This is a genomic window from Massilia niastensis DSM 21313, assembly GCF_000382345.1.
Classification (GTDB): Bacteria; Pseudomonadota; Gammaproteobacteria; order Burkholderiales; family Burkholderiaceae_D; genus Telluria; species Telluria niastensis.
The window spans coordinates 14210-36203 of sequence record NZ_KB908107.1 but is presented as its reverse complement, the minus strand read 5'-3'; the positions used below and the strand labels follow the sequence as shown (position 1 = coordinate 36203).

Genomic DNA, 21994 nt, shown 5'->3' with positions numbered 1-21994 from the left:
AAATTTTAGCATGGGCCCTCTTGCAGACCATGGCCAACCGCCATCGCACAATCTACTAACTTGTGGTCGATATGGATAATCCAGCTGCACTTGACGTATCCGCGGGCGCCGACAAGGACGCACCATTGAAGGAAGACATCCGCCTGCTCGGCCGCATCCTCGGCGACGTGGTGCGCGACCAGGAAGGCGAGGAAGTGTTCGGGGTGGTCGAGACGATCCGCCAGACCGCCGTGCGCTTCCGCCGCGACGCCGACCCGGTGGCGGGCGAAGAACTCGGCGCCCTGCTCCACAAGCTGACGCGCGACCAGACCAACTCGGTGGTGCGCGCCTTCTCCTACTTCTCGCACCTGGCCAACATCGCCGAGGACCAGCACCACATCCGCCGCCGCCGCGCCCACCTGCTGGCCGGCTCCGCGCCCCAGCAAGGCAGCGTCTGCTTCGCGCTGGGCAAGCTGCGCGAGGCCGGGGTCGGGCAGGACAGCGTCGAGGGCTTCTTCAGGGACGCCCTGATCTCGCCGGTGCTGACCGCCCACCCGACCGAGGTGCAGCGCAAGAGCATCCTGGACGCCGAGCTCGACATCGCGCGCCTGCTGGCCGAGCGCGACCGTCCGCTCACGCCCAAGGAGCGCCAGCGCAACGGGCAGCTGCTGCATGCGCGCATCGCCACCCTGTGGCAGACCCGCATGCTGCGCTACTCGAAGCTGACCGTGGCCGACGAGATCGAGAACGCCCTGTCCTACTACCGCACCACCTTCCTGCGCGAAGTGCCGGCGCTGTACGACGACATCGAGTCCGAGATCGACGCCCAGTACGGCGCCGGCGCGCGCCTGAACGGGGCGACCTACCTGCAGATGGGCAGCTGGATCGGCGGCGACCGCGACGGCAACCCGAACGTCAACGCCGACACCATGCGCCACGCGCTGACCCGGCAGTCGACCACGATCCTCGACTTCTACCTCGAGGAAGTGCACGCGCTGGGCGCCGAGCTGTCGTCCTCCACCCTCTTGGTGACCGTCACCCCGGCGCTGGAGGCGCTGGCCGAGCACTCGACCGACGAATCCCCGCACCGCAGCGACGAGCCTTACCGGCGCGCCCTGATCGGCATCTATGCCCGGCTGGCGGCGACCACGCGCGAACTGGGCATCGACCACATCCTGCGCAAGGAAGTCGGGCATGCGGCGCCCTACCTCGATCCGGAACTGTTCGCGGCCGACCTCGAGGTGCTGGCCGATTCGCTGCGCGGCAACCACGGCGCGGTCCTGATCGCGCCGCGCCTGGCGGGGCTCATGCGCGCCGCGCGCATCTTCGGCTTCCACCTGGCCTCGCTCGACATGCGCCAGAGCTCGGACGTGCACGAGCGCGTGCTGGCCGAGCTGTTCGCGCGCGCCGGCGTCCAGCCCGACTACGCGGCGCTGCCGGAAGAGCGGAAAGTCCAGCTGCTGCTGGCCGAGCTGGCCCAGCCGCGGCCGCTGTTCTCGCCCTACGAGACCTACAGCGACGAAGCCAATTCCGAGCTGGGCGTGCTGCGCGCCGCGCGCGAGGTGCGGCTGCGCTACGGCACCCGGGCGATCCGCAACTACATCATCTCGCACACCGAGACCGTGTCCGACCTGCTCGAAGTCCTGCTGCTGCAGAAGGAAACGGGTCTGATGCGGCCCAGCTCAGGCAGCGCCGACGTGATGGTGATCCCGCTGTTCGAGACCATCCCCGACCTGCAGCGCGCGGGCGGCATCATGTCGGAATGGATGTCGCTGCCGGTGGTGGCGAGCGTGATCGAGAAACAGGGACGGCTGCAGGAAGTCATGCTCGGCTATTCCGATTCGAACAAGGATGGCGGCTTCCTGACCTCGAACTGGGAGCTGTACCAGGCCGAACTCGCCCTGGTGAAGGTGTTCGCGAAGCACGACGTCAAGCTGCGCCTGTTCCACGGCCGCGGCGGCACGGTCGGCCGCGGCGGCGGTCCGAGCTACGACGCGATCCGCGCCCAGCCGCCGGGCACGGTGAACGGCCAGATCCGCCTGACCGAACAGGGCGAGATCATCTCGTCCAAGTTCTCGAACCCCGAGATCGGCCGCCGCAACCTGGAGCTGATGGTGGCGGCCACCCTGGAAGCGAGCCTCAGCCCGTCCTCGAGCAACGGCGCCGAGGCCGAGCGCCTGGCGCGTTTCGAAGGCGCGATGGCCGAGCTGTCGGCGCGTGCATACCAGGCCTATCGCCACCTGGTGTACGAGACCCCGGGCTTCACCGACTACTTCTTCGCGGCCACGCCGATCGCCGAGATCGCGGAGCTGAACATCGGCTCGCGCCCCGCTTCGCGCAAGTCGACGCGCCGGATCGAGGACTTGCGGGCGATTCCCTGGGGCTTCTCGTGGGGCCAGTGCCGCCTGCTGCTGCCGGGCTGGTTCGGCTTCGGCGCCGCCGTCAGCGGCTGGCTGAATGAGGGCGAGCGCGAAGCCAGGCTGGAACTGCTGCGCGCGATGTTCAGGGACTGGCCGTTCTTCGCCACCCTGCTGTCGAACATGGACATGGTGCTGGCCAAGACCGACCTGGCGATCGCCTCGCGCTATGCGGAACTGGTGGCCGACGTGGCGCTGCGCGAGCGGATCTTCCGCAGCATCTCGGCGGAATACGAGGAGACGCTGCGCTGCCTGGAAGCGATCACCGGCGCCAGCGAACGCCTGGTGGGCAACCCGCTGCTGGCGCGCTCGATCCAGAACCGCATCGCCTACATCGATCCGCTGAACCACCTGCAGGTGGAGCTGATCCAGCGCCGCCGTTCCTCGCTGGCGCGCGCGCCGGACAGCGCGGATCCGCGGGTGCATCGCGGGATTCACCTGTCCATCAACGGGGTGGCGGCGGGCCTGCGCAATACGGGCTGACGGACGTGGCGCAGCCGGCCGCATCGACCGCAGCCGGCTGCGTATCTCATTTACCCCTCGCACGCTCCCAGGGTAGCCCCCTTGCGCAAGTGCGCCTCCACCGCGTTCGGCGCAATGCAGATCTGGTTCGACGGGTTCGTGCTGCTGCCGGTCTTGTGGCACAGCGCCACCTTCCCCTGCCCGCAGCGCGCATCGATCACCGGCACCGTGACGGTCGCTTGCGCGAAGCAGCCCTGCGCACTGGCCGCCTGCACCGTGAAGCTGAAGCTGCCCGCCGCCGTCGGCGCGAACGTGGCCACCGCCCCTTCCGCCGCCAGCCCGTTCGCCGGGTTCCACTGGTACTGCGCCTGCGCACCGGCCTTGTCGCCCGCCGTCAGGGTCAGGGTCTGCGGCCCATAGCCCAGCACCACCGCATTGGCCGGCGCCACGCCCACCACCGGCTGCGGCATCGTGCCCAGCACCTGCACGGTGGCCGCCGCGCTGGCCATGTTGCCGCCCTTGTCCAGCGCGCTCAATTCCACCCGGTTGGCCCCGATGTCCGCGCACGAGAAGCTGCTGCGCGAGACGCTCAGCGACTCCACGCCCCAGTTGTCGCCCGTGCCGCCATCGACGTCGGCCGCGGTGATGCTGGCGGCGCCATCGGCCAGCGTCAGCTGCGCATCGCGGGTACGCACGCTGGGCGGCTCGAAGTCGTTGCTGACCGTGTTGGCGCGCGCGCTCTCGAGGCTCAGGCGGTTCAGCGCCGTGACCGTGTAGTAGTAATACCTGCCCGGCTCCGCCGTCGTATCCGCGAACGCGGGGGTGGCGAGGTCGGTGGCGGCCAGCAGGTTGCCCGGCGCATCCAGGTCCATCTCGCGCTGGTCGGAGCGGTAGATCGCGAAGCGGCGCGTCTTTTCCATCTCGTCGGCGCTGTCGACCGGCGCGGCCCAGGCCAGCTGCACCGCATGGTCCTGGCCCAGGCTGGCGGCCAGCTGCGTCGGGGCGCCCGGGGCGCGCGTGCCCTTCCACGGCATCACCGGCGGCAGCGCCGGGCGCGCGTAGGTTTCCTGCTGCAGTTTAGTGCGGTAGTTCAGCGCATTCCCCTGCAGGAAGGCGTGGCGGAAGTGGATCTGGCCCGAGATGTTGGCGTGCGCGCGGTTCATCCCGATCTGGTCGGCGATCTGGTTCGGGCTGGTCCAGCCGGCGGTGTTCATCTTGTAGTCGGCCAGGCCGATGTACATGTGGCGCTCGTAGGCATTGTCGTTCCACCACGGCACCAGCAGCTGATAGTCCGAACCCGCCTGGCCGATGTACCAGTAGACCTGGGGCGCCAGGTAATCCACCCAGCCCTGCTGGATCCACTTGCGGGTGTCGGCGAACATGCTGCTGTAGTGCTGCGAGGCGCCGGCGGAGGTGGGCGAGCCGATCGCCGGATCGGTGCTGCTGCGGTAGATGCCCGAGGGCGAGACGCCGAACTTCACCCAGGGCTTGGCCTGGCGGATGCTGTCGTTGACGCGGCTGATCAAGAGGTTGATGTTGTCGCGCCGCCAGTCGGCGCGGCCCGCCGCGGTGGCCGGGAAGCCGCGCGGGTCGGCGTTGTAGGCCGCGTCGTCGTTGATCGCGCCGCTCGGGTAGAAGTAGTCGTCGAAGTGGATGCCGTCGACATCGTAGCGGTTGACGATGTCCATGATGACGTTCGCCACATGGTCGCGCACCTCGGGCAGGCCCGGGTTCAGGATCTTCACGGTGCCGACCGTCAGCAGCCACTCGGGATGGGTGCGCGAGACGTGCTTGCTTGCATATAGCGCCGGGTTCGACTCGCTGGCGGTGTTGGCGACCGCGCGGTAGGGGTTGATCCAGGCGTGGAACTCCATGCCGCGCCGGCGCGTCTCGTCGATCGCGAAGCGCAGCGGATCCCAGGCCGGCGCCGGCGCGCTGCCCTGCTGGTTGGTCAGGTAGTAGGACCAGGGTTCGAGGTCGCTGGCGTACATGGCGTCGGCCTGGCTGCGCACCTGCAAGAAGGCCGCGTTCATGCCGGTCGCCTTGTTGTGGTCGAGGATCGCCCCCAGGGCCGCGCGCTGCTGCTCGGGCGTCTGGGTGCGGTTCGGCCAGTCCAGGCTCAGGTGGGTACTGATCCACACGCCGCGCAGCTCGCGTTTCGGCGGCGCGTTCTGCGCATCGGCGTGGGAACAGGAAGCAACCAGCAGCGTGGCTGCCGCGGCAAGCAAAAGTTTTTTCATATTGTGTTTTTTTGCAGGGTTGAAGTCGACGCAGCCGGGAAGCGGATGCGCCTGTGGCTGTCACGCGGCGTCTCTCCTCACGCCACAGTGTTGCCATCTTCCCAAGAGATTACGCAAGAGCAATGCACACAACCAATGAAATTCACGTATCTGGACATAACTGCCATGCATGAGTGGTGTGGCGGTCACTCAGCCGTCGAAACCAGTCGGAACCGGGGCGGCCCCGGATTGTCCGATGCTAGGATGAGCACACGATCCCTGGGAGGACGCCATGACGATCCCGCGCGCCGCCGTGCTGGCGCTACTGCTCCTGAGCACGCCGGCCCTTGCCGACATCTACAGCAGGTTTTCGGTACGCGATCTCGGCTATACCCTGCAGGACCTCGACCCGAATGACGGTATCACGCCGGCGCTGAGCTTTGGCGTGCCCGAGGGCAGCTGGACCGGCCCGTGGCAGGCCGGGGCCAGGCTCGATTACTTCGGCCTCTGGCCCGACGATTCCCCCCTCTGGCCCGACAAGGTCGACCAGGTCAGCCTGGAGGACGTGGCGGAGCCCGGCGAGTTCGCGGGTGTGGCGGCATACTACGGCAATCACATGGCGATCGGATCCGGGGTCATCGGCGGCGCGGTACAGGACGAGATGCTGTCGGCGTCGGCGGACTCGGTCCCCGGCGGCATGCTGGCCATCACCGCGCACACGAGCGGCGAGAGCGCGCCCTTCCTGTTCACCCTGACGCCGCATACGCGGGTCAGCTTCACGGCCGAGTCCAGCGCCACGATCGACACCGTCCCGCGCGACAACTACGACGACTTCCTGCAGGCCACCACCGCCCTGCTCCTGTGGAATGCCGGGCTGGTCCTGTCCGCGCAGGACCGGCGCAGCTATGCGGGGGGAACCGGCAGCGGCCTGCTGCCGCACGTCGACGACACGGTCACCCTGTCGGGCAGCTTCGACAACCGCAGTGCGGCGCCGGCCTACGGGGCGGCCCAGTACCGGATTTCCCTCGACACGATGTCGCACCGCATCAGCCCGGTGCCGGAACCGCTGCCGCTGGCCATGCTGCTGGCGGGCGGCCTGCTGCTGGCCGCGCGGCGCCGCCGGTTCCTCAATGCCTGAATGACAGGCCGACCGTAAAGGCCAGGTCGGGCGTGCGCCGGTTCAGGCCGCGCGACAGCATGGCGTCGAGCTGGCAGTCGTCCGAGAGCAGCCAGGCGGCGCCGACATCGACGCTGGCCCGGGTCCCGCCATGCCGGCCGCGTGCGAGCTGCGGCAGCGCCAGTTCGGCGAAACCACGCAGGCGCTCGCCGAACTGCTTGCCGACCACCACGCCGAGGATGCCGAAGCGGTAGCGGCGGCCGGCGTCGTCGCGCTCCACGCCCACGCCGGGCATCACACCGAGCGACATGCCCGCCGCCAGCTCCCATTCGGCGGCCACGCGCAGCGACGGCCGCACGCCCTGCCCGCGCAGGCCGCGCGAACCGCTGTCGAGGTCGGCGTGCAGCAGGAGGCCGAGCGAAGGCCGCCCGCCCGCGGGGTCGAGGGCGTGCCACTTGAGGCCGAGGGCGGTGTCGGCGTAGCCGGTGGTGGTCGAACGTGGGCCGCCGGGCGGTGTGGCGTGCATGACCGTGCGGCCGTCGGTCTGGATGCGCAGTTCGACGGTGTCGCCGATCCCGAGGCGCAGCAGGCTGGGCGTGGCCACAGTGCGTTCGCGGCCGTCGGGGTTGCGGTCGCGCTCGTAGGCCAGGCTGGTTTCGAGCTGCCAGCGGCCTTTGCCGACCACTTCGCTCGACTCGACGAAATCGGGACGGTCGGTGGCGATGGGCTCGGCGCTATGGGCGCTCGGCTGAACAAGCGCGCAGCAGGTGGCGAGCAAGATGGCGGGACCGCGGGCGAAAGGCGGCATGGACGATTTCCTGTGGGCGGCGACAGTCGATCCTATTCTCGGCGATTCCGGCGACGCGTGACGCTGCGCATTGAGTGGCATTCGCGGTCACATTCAGGGTCAGGTCTGTCAATCGGACATGGACGCACAACCCTTGCGAAATCTCAGAACGTTTTTCAGTATGCTGAGATTTTTTCCCCTTTCCGACATGGCCCGTGATGCGCGGGTTTCGGTGACAGATGTGGGCCGAGCATTGACGAGTTTAGGATAAAACAAACCAGCATTTTGAGATGGAGCAAAGGTGCTCGCTCGGTGTCCGAATGACAGACCTGACCCCGAACCTAAAAAAAATGCCGCCCGGCGAACCGGGCGGCATTTTTTGGGAAGCAAGGAACGCTTACTGATTGTGCAGGAAAGTCTTCAGCTTGTCCGAACGCGACGGCTGGCGCAGCTTGCTCATCGCCTTCGCTTCGATCTGGCGGATACGCTCGCGGGTCACGTCGAACTGCTTGCCCACTTCTTCCAGCGTGTGGTCGTTCGACATCTCGACGCCGTAGCGCATGCGCAGCACCTTGGCTTCGCGCGGGGTCAGCGAGTCCAGCACTTCCTTGATCACGTTGCGCATCGACGCGTGCAGCGCGGCGTCCAGCGGGGCCAGGGTGGCGTTGTCCTCGATGAAGTCGCCCAGCTGCGAATCGCCGTCCTCGCCCATCGGGGTTTCCATCGAAATCGGTTCCTTCGCGATCTTCATGATCTCGCGGACCTTGTTCTCCGGCATTTCCATCTTGGCGGCCAGGGTCGGCAGGTCCGGCTCGCTGCCGGTTTCCTGCATGATCTGGCGCGAGATGCGGTTCATCTTGTTGATCGTCTCGATCATGTGCACCGGCACGCGGATGGTGCGGGCCATGTCCGCGATCGAGCGCGTGATCGCCTGGCGGATCCACCAGGTCGCGTAGGTCGAGAACTTGTAGCCGCGGCGGTATTCGAACTTGTCCACCGCCTTCAGCAGGCCGATATTGCCTTCCTGGATCAGGTCGAGGAATTGCAGGCCGCGGTTGATGTACTTCTTCGCGATCGAGATCACCAGGCGCAGGTTGGCCACCGTCATTTCGCGCTTGGCCTGGCGCGCGCGCTTCTCGCCCGCCGCCATCTGCTTGTTGATCTTGCGCAGGTCGGCCAGCGGCAGCGCCACGCGCGCCTGCAGGTCGATCATGCGCTGCTGCAGTTCCTTGATCGCCGGCAGGTTACGGCTCAGCACGGCGCTGTAGGGATACGCGCAGTCGACTTCGCGGTCGCCCCAGGCCAGGTCGGTCTCGTTGCCCGGGAACACCTTGATGAAGTGGGCGCGCGGCATGCCGCAGCGGTTCACGCAGATGTCCAGCACGGCGCGCTCGATGGCGCGCACTTCGTCCATCTGGCCGCGCAGGGTGTCGCACAGCTTCTCGACCACCTTGGCGGTGAAGCGGATGCCCAGCAGGGTGCTCGAGATCACTTCCTGCGCGTCGTTGTAGGCGTCCGAACCGTAGCCGTCGCGCTTGAAGGCGTGGCCCATCAGGTCGAACTGCTTCTCGATCACGGCGAACTTCTCGAGCGCGCTCTTGCGCAGCAGCGCCAGCTGCTCGGCCGAGTAGCCGGCCGCGGCGCCGCCGCTGCCGCCTTCGCTCTCTTCTTCCTCTTCGACTTCTTCCTCGTCCTCGTCCTCGTCGTCCGAGGAAGCGGCGGCCGGCGCCGGGGCCGGGCTTGCCGCTTCGTAGTGCTCGACGAAGCCGTCCACCACGTCGTCGACCTTCAGCTCGTCGCTGGAAATCTTGTGCGACAGCGCGATGATTTCCGAGATCGTGATCGGGCAGGCCGAGATCGCCTGGACCATGTCCTTCAGGCCGTCTTCGATGCGCTTGGCGATCTCGATCTCGCCTTCGCGGGTCAGCAGCGACACCGCGCCCATTTCACGCATGTACATGCGGACCGGGTCGGTGGTGCGGCCGAAGTCGGAGTCGACGGTCGACAGCGCGGTCGCGGCGGCGGCCTCGACTTCGTCTTCGCTGGTCGGGGTCACGGCCTGGTCCGACAGCAGCATCATTTCCGCTTCCGGGGCGCGCTCGTAGACGGCGATGCCCATGTCGTTGAAGGTCGCGATGATGCCTTCGATCGCTTCCGGATCGATGATGTTTTCCGGCAGGTGGTCGTTGATCTCCGCATGGGTCAGGTAGCCGCGCTCCTTGCCCATGTTGATCAGGTTCCTCAGCTGCTGGCGGCGCTTTTCCAGTTCCTCGCCCGAGAAGCCCTCTTCGCTCAGCAGGGCGACACCCTTGGCCTTGCGCTCGCGCGCCTTCGAGGCCGCCTTCAGTTCGGCACGCTCGACCGCGTTCAGCGCCGCGACTTCGTCGTTTTCCGGCACGAATTCGCTCGGCTTGCGGCCGCGGCGGCCCGGCACCTTCACCTGCGGCAACAGGTAGCCGGAGGTATCGATCGCGGCCAGCGCGGCCGCATCGGTGGTCTGGCTGACGGCGCCGACGGCGGCCGCAGGCTGGATCGCCGCGTCGACGCGGCGGGTGCGGGTGCGCACGACCTTCGCCGCGGCGTCCTCGGGCGCGGCTTCCGGCGCGGCGGCCGGTTCCTCGGCGGCGACCGGCTCCTCGGCGGCCTTCAGGCTGGCCAGCTTGCCGCGCTTGCGCACGATGACCGGCGGCGCGGCCGGCTTGGCCGGGGTCGTCACATAGTCCTCGATGGCGTCCACGACCGGCTCGTTGGCCGCGTCGAGGGCCGGCGCGGCGACCGCGGCGGTCGCGCTCGGGGCCGCCTGGACCGGCACGAGCGGCGCCTCGGCGACGACGGCAGCCTCGACAGGAGCGGCCTCGACGGCCAGTTCGCGTTCCGCCACCGGCTCGGCTGCCGCCTGGACGGCGTCGGCCGCGTGCGCCTTCAGCGAGGCCAGGCGCGAACGGGTCTTGACCACCGTCACCTTGGCCGCCGCTTCCGTCTCGAGGAAGTAGGAGGTCGCGGTTTTCGGCACTGCCAGCGGCGCCGAAGCCTTGGCCGGCGCCTTCTTCGCTGTCAGTGTCAATGTCTTGGCGGTGTTTTTCATACTAAAACTCTCCAGTCGAGGCGGGTGCGCGCCTGCGCAGTCAATAATCGAGCGGGACCCGCGGCGCGGATCCTGGCAAAAGGGGGACGGAAGTGGCCCTAGTAGCTTAGGGCGGACAGCCGGACTTCAAGCACAAATTTCCTGCACCTATCCGCAAAGGAAGAACCAGGGCGGCAGGCAGGCAGGAAGGGATCGGTGTTTAAAATCGCGGTGTGCATGTCTGAACGAAAAAAAGCCCGTGGCTGAAACGGGCTTGCATCTATTCTTCTAGAAGAATGGGAAGGCAGCATTATGCCCCAAAGCAAGAATCGGTGATAATTGAATTATCCGATAATGGATATAACCAATCCGCATAGTGGCTGGCTGCGCCCGCTTCTCCGGTCGGTCTGCGTGGGCACAAGCCGCACGCAAGGCAAGAGGCGGATCATACACGATTTCTCCAGGCCCTGCCGCCCCCTTGTCGTGGAATTCCCAACATGTGCCGTTGGAACAAGTACAATGCTCGTCCGAGCGACATGCTATCCTTCGCTTTCCCGTTTTTCTTACAATGAAGTCAATGAATACCAATTCCCCTGCTGAGTCCGCCGAAACCACTGCCGCCCCCGCTGCTCCGGAGAGTGCGCCAGCACCTGCAGCGCCTGCAGCGCCTGCGGCGCCCGCACCGTCGGCCCGCGCACTGCTCAAGCAGCTCCAGCAGGAGTTTCCCGCCTTCCGCGACTGCCTGCCGCTGGCGATCGGCATCGACAAGCAGTTGCTGGCCCGTATGCCCGGCCTGGACCGCAAGACCATGCGCGCCGCGCTCGGCATCCACACGGGATCGATGCGCTACCTGCGCGCCATGGAAAAGGCCACGGTCCGCTTCGACCTGGACGGCACCCCGGGCGCCGAGGTGACCGACACCCACCGCCTGCATGCCAAGGAACAATTGCAGCAGCGCTTCAAGAAGGAAGCCGAGCGCAAGAAGGCCGAACGCGACGCCGCCGCCGAAGAAGAAGCGAACCGCCTGCGCCAGGAAAAGCTGAAGGCGCTCGCCTCCAAGTTTTCGCGCAACTGATGTGCCGATGACGGTCGCCCCCGAAGAGCTGCTGCCGCCTTATGCCGGCATCGGGATGGCCGATGTGCGCCTGATCCGGACCGAGGCCGAGGCCGCCGCTGCGCTGGCGGCCCTGTTGAAGGCCGACGTGCTCGGCTTCGACACCGAATCCAAGCCCACCTTCGCCAAGGGCGAGGTCTCGACCGGGCCGCACCTGGTGCAGCTTGCCACCGACGAGCTCGCCTACCTGTTCCAGACCGCCACCCCGGCGGGCAGCGCGACCGCCCTCACCGTGCTCAAGCCGGTGCTGGAATCGGAGCGCATCCTGAAGGTCGGCTTCGGCCTCGGCGACGACCTGCGGCGCCTGCGCGCCAAGCTGGGCATCGAACCGCAGAACGTGCTCGACCTGTCGACCGCGCTGCGGCGCGGCGAACGCAACGCGCTCGGCGCGAAGAGCGCGGTGGCGCGCTTCTTCGGCCAGCGGCTGCAGAAATCGCGCCGCATCACCACCACCAACTGGGCGCTGCCCAGGCTGAGCGACAAGCAGATGCAGTATGCGGCCGACGACGCCCATGTGGCGCTGCGCATCTACCGCTACTGGCGCGCGAATCCGCCGGCCTGAGCCGGCAGCGCTTCCACCGGACGGATGAGCCGTCCGGCATCGATCCGCGTTATCATTCAGCCACCTTCGTTGCTGTGAGATCACATGAGATCACGATGCCTGCGCCTGCCGGCCGCTGCGCTGCTCGGACTGGCCGCCCTGGGAGTCCAGGCCGCGCCCCAGGCCGTCCCCGACACCCTGGCCCAGCGCCTGCTGGCCTGCACCTCCTGCCACGCGCGCGTCGATGCGCGCGGCAACCCGGTCAACGACAGCTACTTCCCGCGCATCGCCGGCAAGCCGGCGGGCTACCTGTACAACCAGCTGCTGAACTTCCGCGAAGGCCGGCGCCAGTATCCCCTGATGACCTACCTGGTCGACCACCTGCCCGATGACTACCTGCGCGAGATCGCCGGCCACTTCGCGTCCCAGCACCCGCCCGCGCCCCGGCCCGCGCCCGTTGACGCGACGGCCCGGCTGCTCGCGCGCGGGCGCCAGCTGGTGTTCGACGGCGACGCGGCGCGCAAGCTGCCGGCCTGCGTGGCCTGCCACGGCCAGCGCCTGACCGGGGTCGAGCCGGCGATTCCCGGCCTGCTCGGCCTGCCGCGCGATTATGTCAACGCCCAGTTCGGCGCCTGGCGCAACGGCGTGCGGCGCGCCCACGCTCCCGACTGCATGGCCCAGGTCACCTCGCGCCTGTCGCTGGAAGACGTGGCCGCGGTCTCGGGCTGGCTGGCGGCCCAGCCGGCGCCCGCCGATGCACGCCCGGCGGCCGCGATCGCCCGCCCCTTGCCGCTGGCCTGCGGCAGCGCCCCGGAACGGCCATGAAGAAGACCCTCGCCCTCCTGGTCCTGGTCGGCGCGGCCGCCGCCGCCGTGCTCATCGCCTGGCCGCGCGCCCGCCACGTGCCGGCCGCGTCACCCGCGGCCTGGGCCGCCACCCCGGACAACATCGCGCGCGGCGCCTACCTGGCGCGCGCCGGCGACTGCATCGCCTGCCACACGGCGCGCGGCGGCGCGGCCTACGCTGGCGGACGCGCGCTCGACACCCCGTTCGGCCGCCTGTACGGCCCCAACCTGACGCCGGACCGCGAGACCGGCATCGGCGACTGGAGCGCCGACGACTTCTGGAATGCCCTGCACAACGGCATCGCCCGCGACGGCCGCCTGCTCTACCCGGCCTTCCCCTACACCAACTACACCCGGGTCACGCGCCCGGACTCGGACGCCCTGTTCGCCTACTTCCGGAGCCTGCCGCCGAAGCGCCAGCCGAACCGGCCGCACGAACTGCGCTTCCCCTACGACCAGCAGGCCCTGCTGGCCGGCTGGCGCCTGCTGTACTTCCGGCCCGGCGTCTACGCGCCGCAGCCGGCGCGCGGCGCCGAATGGAACCGCGGCGCCTACCTGGTCGAGGGACTGGGACATTGCAGCGCCTGCCACAGCACGCGCAACCGCTTCGGCGCCAGCGGCGACACCCTGTCCGGCGGCCTGATTCCGAGCATCGGCTGGTATGCGCCTTCGCTGGCGTCGAGCGGCGAGGCCGGCATGAAAGACTGGGAACGGGCGCACATCGTCGCGCTGCTGGGCACCGGCGTCTCGCCGCGCGGCTCGGCCACCGGACCGATGGCGGAAGTGGTGGCGCGCAGCCTGCAGCACCTCCTGCCCGCCGACCTGGAGGCGATGGCGGACTACCTGAAATCGCTGCCGGCGGGCGACAGCCCGGCCCCTGGCCCGGGCGAGCCGGCCAGCGAGCAGGTACTGCTGGAAGGCCGCAGGATCTACGAAGCGCAGTGCGTGGACTGCCATGGCGCGGACGGACGGGGCAAGCCGCCCGCCTACCCGCCGCTGGCGGGCAACCGCGCGGTGACGCTGACGCCGGCGGTGAATGCGATCCGGATGGTGATGAACGGCGGCTTCCCGCCCGGGACCGCGGGCAATCCGCGCCCCTACGGCATGCCGCCCTACAGCCACGAACTGAACGACGCCCAGGTGGCGGCGGTGCTGACCTATGTGCGTGCCAGCTGGGGCAACGCGGCCCCGCCGGTACGCGGTTCCGAGGTGAACCGCTACCGCGCGGTGTCCGGATCCGATTAGGACCTGCCGGGACAGGTTCTCAGATCATGTCCGCGAACGCCACCCGGTCGGTGGTGGCGTTGCGCGCATCGTCGACCCGCACCTTGTGCGCGGCCAGCAGCTGCTCGAGCGAGGTGTTCATCGTGTGGCAGCCCGGATCGCGGCCGCTGTTCATGTGGGTGCGGATGCCGCCGATGTCGCCCGCCTCCAGCAGGCGCACGAAGGCCGGGCTCGGGGTCAGGCATTCAGTCGCCAGGTGGTAGCGGTTGCCCTCGACCGAAGGCAGCAGCGCCTGGCACAGCACCCCGCGCAGCGCGTGCGCCAGCGCCTGCGCCTGGACTTCCGAATTGCCCAGCAGGCGCAGCATCTTCTGCAGGCCCAGTTCGGTGGAGCGCGCATGCAGGGTGGCCAGCACCAGCGGGCCCGACTCGGCCAGCGCCAGCGCTTCCTGGGCGGTCTGGGCGTCGCGGATCTCGCCGATCATGATCACGTCCGGCCGCTCGCGCAGCGCGTCGAGCGCGCCCAGGTAGTAGCTCTCGACGTCGCCGTCCTCCCCCACTTCGCGCTGGGTGATGATGCACTTGCGCTGCGGGATCAGGGTCTCGACCGGATCCTCGATGGTGATGATGTGGCCCGAACGCTGGCGGTTGATCTCGTCCAGGATCGAGGCCATGGTGGTCGACTTGCCCTGGCAGGTGTCGCCGATGATCAGGACCAGGCCGCTGGTCAGGCGCGCGAACTCGCGCTCGTCGTCCCACAGGCCCAGCTCGGACAGCGCCATCGGCTCCTTGGGGAAGCGCCGGATCACGCAGCCCAGGCGCTTCTTGCCCTGGAAGCTGAAGCAGTTGGCGCGGATGCGCGCCGTGTGCAGGTCGATCGAGCGGTCGAAGGCGCGCACCGCGATGCGCTCGGCCCAGTTGGGCTCGATCACGTCGAAGAACTCTTCCAGCTCCTCCTTCGTAATCGGCGAATCGGTCACCGCCACCAGTCCCTTGGGCTGGCGCAGCATGAGCGGACTGTTCTGGTGAATGATGATGTCCGAAAACACCAGTCGCGAGTTCAGCAGGTGCAGGATCTGCTCGACCAGGGTCCCGAATACCGGGTGGTCTTCGTTTTCGATATACGAGAGGGTGGGAATCTGCGAGGACTGGTGGTGTTCCATCTGGCCGGCGAGCTGTTAAAAGATTAATCGAGCTGTTAAAAGATTAATGAGCAGGCCATTATAGAACCAGCGCCGGCAAAAAATTGCAATATCGAAAGCAAAATTGCTTAACGTGACATGCTCGCAACGATACGGTCGCCGAACAGGGTGATCGCCACGCCCAGCACCACCACCAGCGCGCCCGCCATGCGCACCGCCGAGACCTTGCGCATCGCCATGTGGACCAGGCCGAAGTGGTCGATCGCCATCGAGGTCAGGAGCTGGCCGGCGATCACCAGCACGATCAGGCTGAGCAGGCCGATGCGCGGCGCCAGGAACACGGTGCCGAACACGAAGGCGGCGCCGAGGAAGCCGCCGGCGAACTTCCACAGCGGTTGCGAGGCGAGCGCGGCCAGGGTGCCGCCCAGCCCGCCCTTGGCCAGCGCCATGCCCAGCAGGACGATCGTGCCGCAGGTGAAGGAGACCAGGGCGGCGACCACGGAATTGGCGCCGATCGCATGCGCCAGCTGGCTGTTGACGGCCGCCTGCACCGACATCGCGATGCCGACGCAGAACGCCATCAGGAAAAGAATCAGGTTCATTGCAAGGCTCCAACCGGCGCTTGCCGGGGACAAAAAGCGCACGATTCTAGTGCATGTGGCGCGCCGCGCCTAGCGCAACACACGGGAAAGACCGGGGAACGACCGGGGAAAGACCCGGGACGGCCCATCCGTCCAGCATGCATTCTGGTGGGCGGTCGCTGCGGTTCGTCGCAAACGCGCGGCGCATGCGGGGTGCCATGATTAGGATGCGTTCCATGACATCGTCCCCAGGAGACCACCATGAACAAGACTACGCTTTCCTCCCCGCTTTTCACCCCTGTCCTGCGCACCCTCGTGCTGGCCGTCCTGCTGGCCGGCGCCGGCGCGCCGGCCGCCGCCGGCTCCTGGCCGTGGAGCGGCGAACAGGTGGAAGGCAGCGGCAGCGTCAAGCGCCAGGTGCGCCAGGTCGAGCACTTCAGCGGCATCGCGATGGAAGTGCCGGGCCGGCTGGAACTGCGCACCGGCGGCAGCGACAGTGTCACGGTCGAGACCGACGACAATCTGCAAGGCCTGATCGAGACCGTCGTCGAGGACGGCACCCTGAAGATCCGCCCCGCCAAGCGCCACCTGAACCTGCGCAGCCGCCACCTGAAGATCTACGTGAGCGCGCGCCAGGTCGAGCGCCTGTCGCTGGGCGGTTCGGGCAGCATCGACGCCGATGTCCTGCGCGGCCAGCGCCTGCAGTTCGACCTGGGCGGTTCGGGCAAGATCCATGTCCGCAGCCTGGAGAGCGAATCGGCCTCGGTCACCCTGGGCGGCAGCGGCGACTTCCGCGCCGCCGGCGGCAGGACCCGCAAGCTGTCGGTCTCGATCGGCGGTTCGGGGAATGTCGACCTGGGCAAGGTGCAGGCCGAGAATGCCAGCATCAGCGTGGCCGGCTCGGGCGACGTCACGGTCTGGGCCCGCGACAGCCTCAGCCTGACGATCGCCGGCTCGGGCGACGTCAACTACTATGGCGACCCGCGGGTGAGCAAGTCGGTGGTGGGTTCGGGCGATGCCCGCCGCCTGGCGGGCAACCCGTAAGCGCTACCTAGTGTCCCGCGTGGGCGCTGTGGGTGAGCGGTTTCACCGGCACCGCCAGCTTGACTTCCTGGCGCTTTTGGGCGGCGTCCTGGACCACCAGGGTCAGCTCGACGCTCTCGCCTTCCTTGAGCTGGCGCTTCAGGTCGAGCAGCATCACGTGGTAGCCGCCGCTGGCAAGGTTGACCACTTTGCCGGCCGGCAGTTCGATCTCCTTGACCTGGCGCATGCGCATGGTCTGGCCATCCATCGCCATCTCGTGCAGCTCGGCGCGGCCGGCCACCGGGGTGCGCACCTCGACCAGGCGCGCCGGCGTCGCCGACTGCACCTGCATGAAGGCGCCGGAGCTCTTCTGCGCCGGCACCGTGGCGCGGATCCACGGTTCGGACACGGTTACCTGGGCACAGGCGGTAGCGGAAAACAGGCCGGCGGCCAGCAGGGCGAGAAACTGTCGGGTCATGGTCGGGATCGGTAAGTCTGGGTGAGAGGGACGATTATAGCGTCGGGCCGGACCTCGGGTGCGTCAGGCTTTATCGCGGAACATTTCGCGCTCGACCAGCACGGTGTCGACCCCATTCGTCAGCCACACCTGGCCGTCCTGGATCGTGCACTGCAGCTGCATCGAGCGCTGCGCCAGCTTTTCCAGCTGGGCGCTGGTGTCGGCCGGGATGTTGACGACGGAGACATTCCTGGTGCGCTCGATCTTGTTGGCGATCCCCTTGAACCAGATGTGGCTGGTGGCGCTGTAGCTGTACACCACCACTTTTTCGGCGCGCGCACTGGCCTTCAGGATGCGCTTCTCGTCGGGCTGGCCGACTTCGACCCACAGGTCGATCGCGCCGGTCAGGTCTTTCTGCCACAGGTCGGGCTCGTCGGTGTCGAACAGGCCCTTGGTGAAGCCCAGCGCGGGGTGGGCATGCAGGGCGAAGGCCAGCACGCGGATCATCACGCGCTCGTCGGTTTCGGACGGGTGGCGCGCGATGGTCAGGCTGTGGTCGCCGTAGTAATGCCGGTCCATGTCTGCGATCGAGAGGTCGGCCTTGTAGATGGTCGCTTTGAGAGCCATTGGTGCTTTTGCTTGGTTATGTTGATGGATCGGGTAACCCGCTATTGTCGCATGCGCCGCACCACGGGGCACGAAGGCGGTATAGTCTTGTTGCCAAAAACAACTCAAGGAGACCAGGATGACGAACACCTTCCCCCCCAACCAGCAGTTCCTCCTGGCGGCGCGCCCGAACGGCCTGCCGCAGCCGCACGACTGGCAGTTCCACGAACAGGCGGTCGCCGCCGCCGAGGAAGGCGGGATCGTCGTCAAGGTGCTGTACCTGTCGCTCGATCCGGCCATGCGCGGCTGGATGAACGAAGGCAAATCCTACATCCGTCCGGTCGCCATCGGCGAAGTCATGCGCGCCGGCGGACTGGGCGTGGTGGTCGCGTCGCGCTCGCCGCGCTTCGCCGTCGGCGACCACGTGGTGGGCGCACCCGGGGTGCAGCGCTACTGGTCCGGGCCGGCCGACGACAAGGCGGCCGGCTTCGTCAAGGTCGATCTCCGCATGGCCCCGGCCACGGCCTGGCTGAACATCCTCGGCATGCCCGGCATGACCGCCTGGTTCGGCCTGCGCGAGGTCGGCCAGGCCAGGGCCGGCGAGACGGTGGTGGTGTCGGGCGCGGCCGGCGCGGTCGGGATGACGGTCGGCCAGGTCGCGAAGCACATGGGTTGCCGCGTGGTCGGCATCGCCGGCGGCGCCGACAAATGCCGCTTCGCGGTCGAGCAGCTCGGCTTCGACGCCTGCATCGACTACAAGGCCGGCAAGGTGGCCGCTGGCCTGAAGGAACATTGCCCGCAGGGCGTGGACGTCTATTTCGACAACGTCGGCGGCGAGATCCTCGACACCGTCCTCACGCGCATCAACATGAAGGCGCGCATCGTCATCTGCGGCGCGATCTCGCAATACAACGCGACCGCGCCGGTGAAGGGGCCGTCGAACTACCTGTCGCTGCTGGTTAACCGTGCGCGCATGGAGGGCATGGTAGTGTTCGACTACGCGGCCCGCTATCCGGAAGCGGTGGCCGAGCTGGCGCAGCTGCTCCGGCAAGGCGCGGTCAAGAGCCACGAGCACGTGGTCGAGGGCTTCGAGCAGTTCCCGCAGGCGCTCCTGATGCTGTTCGAGGGCCGCAACCTCGGCAAGCTGGTGCTGAAGGTCGCCGACGCCTGAGTCCGCGCTGTCCCGCATCGGATGGGGCGAACTTCCACCCTTTCGGCCGGGTCCAACCGGACGCATGGCCATATTGCGAAGGAGCGAACGTGTTCCCCTATCCCGACATCCCCGCCGCCGGCGCCGCCATGCGCGCCGGGACCGGCGCCCAGCTGGCTTTCCTGGGGCCGCTGGCCCAGCATTACGGCGACCTCGGCGTACGCCTGGGCATGGTGCACATGGAGCTGATCCACCAGACGTTCGCCCAGACGGCCGACACCTGGCGCGAGCTGGCCGGCTGCACCGACCCGTTCCAGCTGGGCAGCATCGCCATGCAGAAGCTCCAGGATGGCGGCCAGCCGCTGCGCAACTACCAGGCCGGGCTGCTGGCCCTGCTGACCGACTCGCGGGAGCAGCTGGCGCGTCCGCTCCTCGACCTGATGCGCTTGCCGGGCTTCCCGACCCAGGCGGGCTGAGCGCTCTCGATACCGCCACCCAATCGCCGGCGGCGCCGGGCGATGAATATTTCATCGCCCGCACGACAACACTGGCCGCGGAACTGGCGCATCATGTCGCCTGTCAGGACAGCGCGTCGCGCGAGGCGGCGCGCGCCTGCAAGCCGGGGGCGGTAGCGCCGTTCCCGGTGCCCGACGCCAGCGCCCCCGACACGACCCGCCCTGCCCGTGTCTCCGGGTGCCCGGAACTAACGCGCTACCCCTGCCTCTAAACGCACGAGCGCAGCCATACCGCGCTCACGGGCTAACTCATCGACAGCACCAGGGCACAAGGAGAGATCGACATGGCGAACAGTAACGAGAGCGGCAAAGGCGCAGACAACCCGGGCAACGCGCAAAAGAGCGGCAGCGGGCAAGCTGCCAAGCGCGGCTTCGCGGCAATGGACCAGAACCAGCAGCGCGAAATCGCGAGCAAGGGCGGCCAGGCTGCGCACCAGAAGGGCACGGCCCACGAATTCGATTCCGAGGAAGCGCGCCGCGCCGGGCAGAAAGGCGGCGAAGCGGTGAGCCGCAACCGGGCCCACATGGCCGACATCGGGCGCAAGGGCGGCGAAAGCCGGCAATCGGCCCAGCGCGCGGCCAGCGCCGCAGCCAAGGGAAACCGCCAGGGTGACAAGGAGGGGTGAGGCGGGCATGCGGGGGAAGGTGTCGCGCGGACGCCGCAGGCGTCCGCGCCGCGGGCCTGCTGTGTTACATTGCGCCCCGTATGCATACCCTCAAATACCTGACCGCCTATCCCGAACCCCTGCGCGCCCAGGTCAGCCAGCTGATCGCCGAAGAACGCCTCGGCGACCTGCTGCGCCGGCGCTATCCTGCGGCGCACGGCATCCGCACCGACAAGGCGCTGTACGCCTACGTCCAGGAACTGAAGGACAGCTACCTGCGCCAGGCCGAGCCCATCGCCAAGGTCGCCTATGACAGCAAGATCCGGGTGATTCAGCATGCGCTGGGCCTGCACACGGCCGTGTCGCGCGTGCAGGGCAAGCGCCTCAAGGCCAAGCACGAGATCCGGATCGGCACCGTCTTCCGCGACGCCCCGCTCCCCTTCCTGCGCATGATCGCCGTCCACGAGCTGGCCCACCTGAAGGAAAAGGAACACGACAAGGCGTTCTACAAGCTCTGCTGCTGGATGGAGCCGCAGTACCACCAATATGAATTCGACCTTCGGCTCTACCTGACCTGGCTGGATCTGTCGGGAGAGCGGCTGTGGGCCGCTGCTGCCTGACGCTCATGCATGGCAGCCGTTCAGGTATCCGGTCCAAAGTCCGGCCGGCATGCCGTTCCGATAAGCCGCCATCCTGCCCGGCCTCGTGGCTTGCCGGGCTGCGACCAGGACGTTGCCATTCAACAACGAAGCTTGTCGAAACACACACTTGCCGAGCGTAAAATTTCTCGACATTCCGATGCGGCTTCGTTACAGTTTGTCCCGACATCCGCATCCGCGTCCAGTTCACCCGGCACGTTTCCTGGCCCCTGGGCCCGCTTCGACATCTGCATGGTCAAGTATTTCAATCCCGGCCGGTCCTTCCCTGCCGTACTCAGTACGGGCGTGCTTGCCTGCGGACTTTCCGCCGGCGCCTGCGCCGCCGAGTCCGCTCCCGCATGGAAGCTGTCGGGCTTCGGCACGCTCGGCGCGGTGCACTCCAGCAACCGCAATGTCGACTTCATCTCCTCGGTCCTGAAGGCGGACGGCGCCGGCCATACCCGCGCCTGGAGCGTGGACGTGGACAGCCGCGTCGGCGCCCAGCTCGATGTGGCGACCGGCCGCTGGTCGGGCGTGGTGCAGGTGGTCAGCGAGCAGCGCCTGGACGGCAGCTACCGTCCGCTGGTGGAATGGGCCAACATCAAGGTCCAGCTCACGCCGGACCTCGCCCTGCGCGCCGGCCGCATCGCGCTGCCGGGCTTCCTGGCGGCCGAGTACCGCAAGGTCGGCTACACCCTGCCCTGGGTGCGTCCCCCGGTCGAGGTCTATGGTGCGCTGCCGATCGGCAGCAGCGACGGCGTCGACGCCACCTGGCGCTGGGACGCCGGGGGCCTGCGCCATGCCACCCAGGTCTTCCACGGCCAGGCCGATCTCGACCTGTACAACGGACTGCGGCTGCAGGCCAGCGGCATCGCCGGCCTGGCGCACAGCGTCGACCGGGGCCCGTTCAGCGGCCGCGTCGCGGTCCTCACCGGCAACCTGACCACCGACGTCGGCAAGGACTTGTTCACCGCGCTGCGCAGCTTCGGGCCGCGCGGCCATGCCCTGGCCGACCGCCATGCGATCCGGCACAGGCGGGTCAGCATGCTGACCGCCGGCTTCACCCACGATCCTGGCCAGTGGTTCGTCAGCGCCGAGGCCGGCCACAGCCGCAGCACGTCGCCGCTCGGCGGGACCACCGCGCTGCATGTCGGCGCCGGCTACCGCCACGGCGCGCTGACGCCGTATGCCGGCTATGCGCGCGTGCACGCCGACGTCCCGGCGGCCGAGCCCGGCCTGCCGGCGGCCGGCCTGCCGCCGCGCGAGGCGGCCACCGTGCTGGCGCTGAACGCCGCCCTCAACGGCTACCTGTCCGCCAGGCCGGCACAGTCCACCTGGAGCGCCGGCCTGCGCTGGGACGCGGCGCGCGACATCGCCCTCAAGGCGCAGGTCGACTACATCCGCCCGCATGGCGCCTCGAGCGGCATGCTGGTCAATCCGCAGCCGGCCTTCCAGCTCGACAAGTCCACCCACGTGACGAGCGTGGCGCTCGATGTCGTGTTCTGAGGC

The 21994-nt window shown here is 68.2% G+C and carries 19 protein-coding genes; 12 read left to right on the top strand and 7 right to left on the bottom strand.

What is annotated here, in order from left to right; translation table 11 throughout:
• Positions 1-71 precede the first annotated feature (71 nt).
• A complete protein-coding gene (ppc, locus tag H162_RS0118155) occupies positions 72-2879 on the top strand; it encodes a phosphoenolpyruvate carboxylase (RefSeq protein ID WP_026354800.1) in 2808 nt (935 codons plus the stop codon).
• Positions 2880-2929: 50 nt separating this feature from the next.
• Here the strand turns inward: ppc and H162_RS31225 are convergent, their stop codons facing one another.
• Positions 2930-5098 carry a family 10 glycosylhydrolase gene (locus H162_RS31225; RefSeq protein WP_084677053.1) on the bottom strand — a complete coding sequence of 723 codons (2169 nt, stop codon included), beginning with the start codon at positions 5096-5098 and terminating at the stop codon, positions 2930-2932.
• 271 nt (positions 5099-5369) lie between these two features.
• On the opposite strand from H162_RS31225, the gene H162_RS0118145 reads away from it, so the two are divergent.
• The gene (locus tag H162_RS0118145; protein WP_020654913.1) at positions 5370-6215 is read left to right on the top strand and encodes a PEP-CTERM sorting domain-containing protein; all 846 of its coding nucleotides are present in this window, start codon (positions 5370-5372) and stop codon (positions 6213-6215) included.
• On the opposite strand, the gene H162_RS0118140 is transcribed toward H162_RS0118145, so the two are convergent.
• Positions 6205-7002 (bottom strand): transporter, encoded by a 798-nt coding sequence (locus H162_RS0118140; protein ID WP_020654912.1) that lies wholly within the window; start codon positions 7000-7002, stop codon positions 6205-6207. The genes H162_RS0118145 and H162_RS0118140 overlap by 11 nt on opposite strands.
• 376 nt (positions 7003-7378) lie before the next feature.
• The gene (gene rpoD / locus H162_RS0118135) at positions 7379-10066 is read right to left on the bottom strand and encodes an RNA polymerase sigma factor RpoD (protein WP_020654911.1); all 2688 of its coding nucleotides are present in this window, start codon (positions 10064-10066) and stop codon (positions 7379-7381) included.
• A 556-nt stretch (positions 10067-10622) separates the two neighbouring features.
• On the opposite strand from rpoD, the gene H162_RS0118130 reads away from it, so the two are divergent.
• From H162_RS0118130 to H162_RS0118115, 4 genes are all read left to right on the top strand, one after another.
• Positions 10623-11120: a ProQ/FINO family protein gene (locus H162_RS0118130; protein WP_020654910.1), complete on the top strand. Its 498-nt coding sequence runs from the start codon at positions 10623-10625 to the stop codon at positions 11118-11120.
• Between the two features lie 7 nt (positions 11121-11127).
• Positions 11128-11721 (top strand): 3'-5' exonuclease, encoded by a 594-nt coding sequence (locus tag H162_RS0118125; protein WP_020654909.1) that lies wholly within the window; start codon positions 11128-11130, stop codon positions 11719-11721.
• A gap of 84 nt (positions 11722-11805) precedes the next feature.
• A complete protein-coding gene (locus H162_RS0118120; protein ID WP_020654908.1) occupies positions 11806-12525 on the top strand; it encodes a c-type cytochrome in 720 nt (239 codons plus the stop codon).
• Positions 12522-13790, top strand: coding sequence for a c-type cytochrome (locus H162_RS0118115; protein ID WP_020654907.1), 1269 nt, complete (start codon positions 12522-12524; stop codon positions 13788-13790). Before H162_RS0118120 ends, H162_RS0118115 begins: the two co-directional genes overlap by 4 nt.
• A gap of 19 nt (positions 13791-13809) precedes the next feature.
• Here H162_RS0118115 and H162_RS0118110 read toward each other — a convergent pair whose 3' ends face one another.
• Together H162_RS0118110 and H162_RS0118105 are read right to left on the bottom strand one after the other, a co-directional pair.
• Positions 13810-14931: a type IV pilus twitching motility protein PilT gene (locus H162_RS0118110; RefSeq protein WP_020654906.1), complete on the bottom strand. Its 1122-nt coding sequence runs from the start codon at positions 14929-14931 to the stop codon at positions 13810-13812.
• A 107-nt stretch (positions 14932-15038) separates the two neighbouring features.
• Complete coding sequence (locus H162_RS0118105) at positions 15039-15512, bottom strand: DMT family transporter (RefSeq protein ID WP_020654905.1); 474 nt, start codon at positions 15510-15512, stop codon at positions 15039-15041.
• A gap of 240 nt (positions 15513-15752) precedes the next feature.
• On the opposite strand from H162_RS0118105, the gene H162_RS0118100 reads away from it, so the two are divergent.
• On the top strand, positions 15753-16535 hold the full coding sequence (locus H162_RS0118100) for a head GIN domain-containing protein (protein WP_020654904.1): 783 nt from the start codon (positions 15753-15755) through the stop codon (positions 16533-16535).
• 7 nt (positions 16536-16542) lie between these two features.
• Here H162_RS0118100 and H162_RS0118095 read toward each other — a convergent pair whose 3' ends face one another.
• Together H162_RS0118095 and H162_RS0118090 are read right to left on the bottom strand one after the other, a co-directional pair.
• Complete coding sequence (locus tag H162_RS0118095) at positions 16543-16992, bottom strand: copper chaperone PCu(A)C (RefSeq protein ID WP_020654903.1); 450 nt, start codon at positions 16990-16992, stop codon at positions 16543-16545.
• A 63-nt stretch (positions 16993-17055) separates the two neighbouring features.
• The gene (locus H162_RS0118090; protein WP_020654902.1) at positions 17056-17598 is read right to left on the bottom strand and encodes a YaeQ family protein; all 543 of its coding nucleotides are present in this window, start codon (positions 17596-17598) and stop codon (positions 17056-17058) included.
• A gap of 118 nt (positions 17599-17716) precedes the next feature.
• Here H162_RS0118090 and H162_RS0118085 point away from each other — a divergent pair, with 118 nt between their 5' ends.
• From H162_RS0118085 to H162_RS0118065, 5 genes are all read left to right on the top strand, one after another.
• On the top strand, positions 17717-18748 hold the full coding sequence (locus H162_RS0118085; protein WP_020654901.1) for an NADP-dependent oxidoreductase: 1032 nt from the start codon (positions 17717-17719) through the stop codon (positions 18746-18748).
• Between the two features lie 89 nt (positions 18749-18837).
• A complete protein-coding gene (locus H162_RS0118080) occupies positions 18838-19203 on the top strand; it encodes a hypothetical protein (protein ID WP_020654900.1) in 366 nt (121 codons plus the stop codon).
• 323 nt (positions 19204-19526) lie between these two features.
• A complete protein-coding gene (locus tag H162_RS0118075; protein WP_020654899.1) occupies positions 19527-19868 on the top strand; it encodes a KGG domain-containing protein in 342 nt (113 codons plus the stop codon).
• Between the two features lie 80 nt (positions 19869-19948).
• The gene (locus H162_RS0118070) at positions 19949-20467 is read left to right on the top strand and encodes a M48 family metallopeptidase (protein WP_020654898.1); all 519 of its coding nucleotides are present in this window, start codon (positions 19949-19951) and stop codon (positions 20465-20467) included.
• A gap of 270 nt (positions 20468-20737) precedes the next feature.
• Entirely contained in the window at positions 20738-21991 is a 1254-nt protein-coding gene (locus H162_RS0118065; protein WP_020654897.1) for a hypothetical protein, read from the top strand.
• Positions 21992-21994: the final 3 nt, after the last annotated feature.

Bases quoted from the DNA above. Each gene is read 5' to 3' on its own strand.
- H162_RS0118070 (WP_020654898.1), top strand. From the start codon at position 19,949: ATGCATACCCTCAAATACCTGACCGCCTATCCCGAACCCCTGCGCGCC.
- H162_RS0118130 (WP_020654910.1), top strand. From the start codon at position 10,623: ATGAATACCAATTCCCCTGCTGAGTCCGCCGAAACCACTGCCGCCCCC.
- H162_RS0118085 (WP_020654901.1), top strand. From the start codon at position 17,717: ATGACGAACACCTTCCCCCCCAACCAGCAGTTCCTCCTGGCGGCGCGC.
- H162_RS0118100 (WP_020654904.1), top strand. From the start codon at position 15,753: ATGAACAAGACTACGCTTTCCTCCCCGCTTTTCACCCCTGTCCTGCGC.
- H162_RS0118090 (WP_020654902.1), bottom strand. From the start codon at position 17,598: ATGGCTCTCAAAGCGACCATCTACAAGGCCGACCTCTCGATCGCAGAC.
- H162_RS0118110 (WP_020654906.1), bottom strand. From the start codon at position 14,931: ATGGAACACCACCAGTCCTCGCAGATTCCCACCCTCTCGTATATCGAA.
- H162_RS0118140 (WP_020654912.1), bottom strand. From the start codon at position 7,002: ATGCCGCCTTTCGCCCGCGGTCCCGCCATCTTGCTCGCCACCTGCTGC.
- H162_RS0118145 (WP_020654913.1), top strand. From the start codon at position 5,370: ATGACGATCCCGCGCGCCGCCGTGCTGGCGCTACTGCTCCTGAGCACG.
- ppc (WP_026354800.1), top strand. From the start codon at position 72: ATGGATAATCCAGCTGCACTTGACGTATCCGCGGGCGCCGACAAGGAC.
- H162_RS0118065 (WP_020654897.1), top strand. From the start codon at position 20,738: ATGGTCAAGTATTTCAATCCCGGCCGGTCCTTCCCTGCCGTACTCAGT.
- H162_RS0118075 (WP_020654899.1), top strand. From the start codon at position 19,527: ATGGCGAACAGTAACGAGAGCGGCAAAGGCGCAGACAACCCGGGCAAC.
- H162_RS0118115 (WP_020654907.1), top strand. From the start codon at position 12,522: ATGAAGAAGACCCTCGCCCTCCTGGTCCTGGTCGGCGCGGCCGCCGCC.
- H162_RS0118095 (WP_020654903.1), bottom strand. From the start codon at position 16,992: ATGACCCGACAGTTTCTCGCCCTGCTGGCCGCCGGCCTGTTTTCCGCT.
- H162_RS0118125 (WP_020654909.1), top strand. From the start codon at position 11,128: ATGACGGTCGCCCCCGAAGAGCTGCTGCCGCCTTATGCCGGCATCGGG.
- rpoD (WP_020654911.1), bottom strand. From the start codon at position 10,066: ATGAAAAACACCGCCAAGACATTGACACTGACAGCGAAGAAGGCGCCG.
- H162_RS0118120 (WP_020654908.1), top strand. From the start codon at position 11,806: ATGAGATCACGATGCCTGCGCCTGCCGGCCGCTGCGCTGCTCGGACTG.
- H162_RS0118105 (WP_020654905.1), bottom strand. From the start codon at position 15,512: ATGAACCTGATTCTTTTCCTGATGGCGTTCTGCGTCGGCATCGCGATG.
- H162_RS31225 (WP_084677053.1), bottom strand. From the start codon at position 5,098: ATGAAAAAACTTTTGCTTGCCGCGGCAGCCACGCTGCTGGTTGCTTCC.